The sequence below is a fragment of the Gemmiger formicilis genome (genome assembly GCF_016901605.1).
GTDB classification, from domain to species: Bacteria; Bacillota; Clostridia; order Oscillospirales; family Ruminococcaceae; genus Gemmiger; species Gemmiger formicilis_B.
In genome coordinates this window covers 1-3,444 of record NZ_JACJKP010000232.1, presented here as the reverse complement: position 1 = coordinate 3,444, position 3,444 = coordinate 1, and the positions used below count along the sequence as shown (strand labels likewise).

The 3,444-nt window shown below is 55.4% G+C and carries 3 protein-coding genes; all 3 read right to left on the bottom strand.

Annotated elements, in window-relative coordinates:
• Window positions 1-649: methylenetetrahydrofolate reductase (locus H6B10_RS13370; RefSeq protein ID WP_204652064.1), on the bottom strand; the 649-nt coding region annotated here is incomplete at its 3' end.
• Between the two features lie 31 nt (window positions 650-680).
• Window positions 681-1,694 carry a ComEC/Rec2 family competence protein gene (locus H6B10_RS13365; protein WP_204652063.1) on the bottom strand — a complete coding sequence of 338 codons (1,014 nt, stop codon included), beginning with the start codon at window positions 1,692-1,694 and terminating at the stop codon, window positions 681-683.
• Window positions 1,672-3,444 (bottom strand): DNA translocase FtsK (locus H6B10_RS13360; protein WP_204652062.1); only part of this gene is annotated, 1,773 nt, incomplete at its 5' end. The genes H6B10_RS13365 and H6B10_RS13360, both read right to left, overlap by 23 nt.

The following is a 3,444-nucleotide window of genomic DNA, read 5'->3' as shown; positions in this document are numbered from 1 at the left end:
CGGTGCGTTCGATCTGACTGCGTTTTACAATCGGCATCACACCGGCCGAAACCGGCAGCGTAATGCCCGCCCGTCTGGCAAGGTTCAGGAACCGATAGAAATGCATATTGTCAAAGAACAACTGAGTCACAAGATGTTCTGCTCCCGCTGCCTGCTTGCTGCGCAGGTTCTCCACATCCTGTCGCAGGTTTTCCGCTTCCGGATGGCCTTCCGGATAGCAGGCACCGTGCACGGAAAAGTCCGGCTTGTAATTCTTGATAAAAGCGGTCAGATCACAGGCATGTACAAAATCCGGGCTTTCCGGGCGGGTGGGCGTACGGTCACCACGCAATGCCAATACATCGTGCACGCCTACTGCTTCCAATTGATCCAGGATTTTTGCAGCGCTTGCACGGTCATTGCCCATGCAGATCAGATGCGCCAGTGCTGGAATTCCCAGCTCATTCTGGATAAGGTCCGCTACCTCTACGGTCGAAACACCGCCGGCTGATCCGCCTGCGCCAAACGTAACACTGATGAAATCCGGCTTCAGGCGGCTCATTTCATGGAGTGTGGCACGCATTTTTTCCATCTGTGTGGTCTGCTTGGGCGGAAAACACTCAATAGAAAACACGCACCGCTTTGCCTTGAATTGTTCAACAATCTTCATACTTTCGCTCTCCCTCTATATCAGAGGCATGTCAGGCTGCCGCATCCAACGTTTCTTCGGAAGTCGACGCACTTAATATGCCGTTTTCATAGGTAAAGGTAATCGTTCCCATCGTGTCAGTCCGGTAAACAGCCGCACCAATCTCTTCCAGACGGCGCAGTGTTTCCTCATGGGGATGACCATACTCATTATCCAACCCGCAGCTGATGGCTACTGCCTGCGGCTGCACAACCGACAGGAGTTCTTCTCCGCTGGAAGTTGAGGAACCATGGTGCCCCGCCTTGTACAAAACCGCTTCCAGCTCCGTTCCATAACGTTCCACCAGGGCTTCCTCTGCCGAATCTTCTGCATCACCGGTAGCCAGATACCGGAACCCGCCGGCTTCAAACAGAAGGCACAAAGAGCCGTTGTTCGCATCGTCGGCGTCCTTCATCCAGGCGCTTCCGCCCTGCAAAATATGCAAGGTGCCGGTGCCCAATGAATAGCGTTCCCCTTCTGACGTTTCCTGCACGGTTGTTTGGCCGGTTTTCGCCAGCTCCAGCAATCCTCGCGGCCATGGAGAGGAATCATCAGGATCTTCTGTTGGCCACACCGGCAGCAACAGGGTGTCTACCGACAAATTCTCCAGCACCGCCATGGCGCCGCCCGTATGATCGGCATGGGGATGGGTCAGGACCAGATACTTCAGTTCCGTGATTCCCGCCTGCCGCAAGCTGCGAATCAGGGCATCCTGTGAATCCGATGTACCGGTGTCAATCAGGCAGTACTCTCCGTCTTGCCCAATCAATACCGAATCTCCCTGCCCTACATCCAGCACGGTCACCGTGGTTTCACTGTCTGCCAGAAGTTCCGGGTTAGGGCCATCCAAAGGAACGCCCAACGCGGTATACACTTCTGACCAGGTGGGAACGCCTTGTTGCCCACCATAGAACTCAATGACCAGGCCGGCCGCAGCCAGCAGAAAAGCGACCACGGCCGTTACAAGCCATGAATAGTGCTTTTTGCTGCGGCGGCGTCTTCTCTTACGCTTCATCGTACTGCGCATTCAATTTACGCTCCTGCCATTGTGCCCGGGTAATCAGTACTGCGCGGGGTTTGGCACCCTCATAAGGTCCGATGACTTTTTCCTGCTCCATCTGATCCATAATGCGGGCAGCACGGGCATATCCCAGCTTGCAGCGACGCTGCAAAAGACTTGTGGAAGCTTGCCCGGCATCAATTACACACTCCACCGCCTGTTCAAACATGGGGTCCAGAGCGCCGTTACCGTCGCCGTCATCATCGCCTTTCTTGTTTCCCTTTTCGGCCACTGCGCGGCGTTCCATCTCCGCAATCATTTCTTCGTCATACTGAGACGAAGAAGTGGATTTGATAAAGCTCAACACCGCACCGATTTCTTCGTCGGTCACAAAGGTACCCTGCACGCGTACAGGCTTGGCCGCACCAACCGGCAGGAACAGCATATCACCGTTACCGAGCAGTTTTTCAGCACCGGACGTATCCAGAATGGTACGGGAGTCGATCTGGCTGGAAACCGCAAAGGCAATACGGCTGGGGATGTTGGCTTTGATCAGACCGGTAATAACATCCACACTGGGACGCTGCGTTGCAACAATCAGGTGGATACCTGCCGCACGGGCTTTCTGGGCAATACGGCAGATGTAATCTTCCACTTCTTTACCGGCCACCATCATCAGGTCTGCCAACTCGTCAATGATAATTGCGATATACGGCAGATGCTCCATTCCTGTCTGAGCAGCCAGTTTGTTGTAAGCCTTGATCTCCCGCACATTGTTTTCGGCAAACAATTTATACCGGCGTTCCATTTCCGCTACGCTGGCGCCCAAAGCACCTGCTGCCTTGCGAGGTTCCGTAACGACCGGCATCAGCAGGTGCGGAATACCGTTGTACTCTGCCAATTCGACAACCTTCGGGTCGATGAGGATCAGTTTGACATCCTCCGGCCCGGAGCGGAACAAAAAGCTGATGATAATAGAGTTCACACAGACCGACTTACCGCTGCCGGTAGAACCGGCAATGAGCAGGTGCGGCATTTTACACAGGTCTGCGACCTGCGCCGTACCGGCAATATCCTTGCCGAGCGCCATTGTAAGCGGGCTGCGCATATTGATGTAATTCTGCGATTCAAACACCGTGCGGATATTGACCGTAGAACGGATCTTGTTGGGCACCTCGATACCGACAGCCGGTTTGCCGGGGATGGGTGCTTCAATACGCACACCGGCGGTGGCAAGGTTCAGTGCAATGTCATCGGCCAGGCTGGTAATTCGGCTGACTTTAATACCCGCCTGGGGCTGCAGTTCATACCGTGTAACGGAAGGACCGCGGCAGATATCCAGAATCTTGGTTTTTACGCCGAAGCTTTCCAGTGTGTTCACCAGTGTGTCGGCGTTTTTCTTCATTTCCCGTGCGGCCCCCATCTCATCCTCCGGCCGCGTGGCATTGAAGAGGTTCAACGACGGGTAGCAATAGGGTTTTGGCGGTTCTTTGGAAGCATTGGCAAGCTGCATGGCTGCCGGGTCCGCCTTGGCGGCAGACGGGGGTGTCCGGATCGGTGCTGTCGCGGAGTTGCCCACCGCAGTACTCACCTGCAGACGTGCCGCTTCGCCGCCCTGGGGAACCGTAAAGGTACTTTCTGTTCCACTGGGAGCCGGCGCGGCTGTTACGGGCTGTGCGTCCAGCAATTCGGACAAAGGACGGCCCGCCTGCCATGCAGCACTGGCTGCCTGTCCCACATCAAAGCTGCCGTTCAGCGTAGGGATGGAACCGCTGTC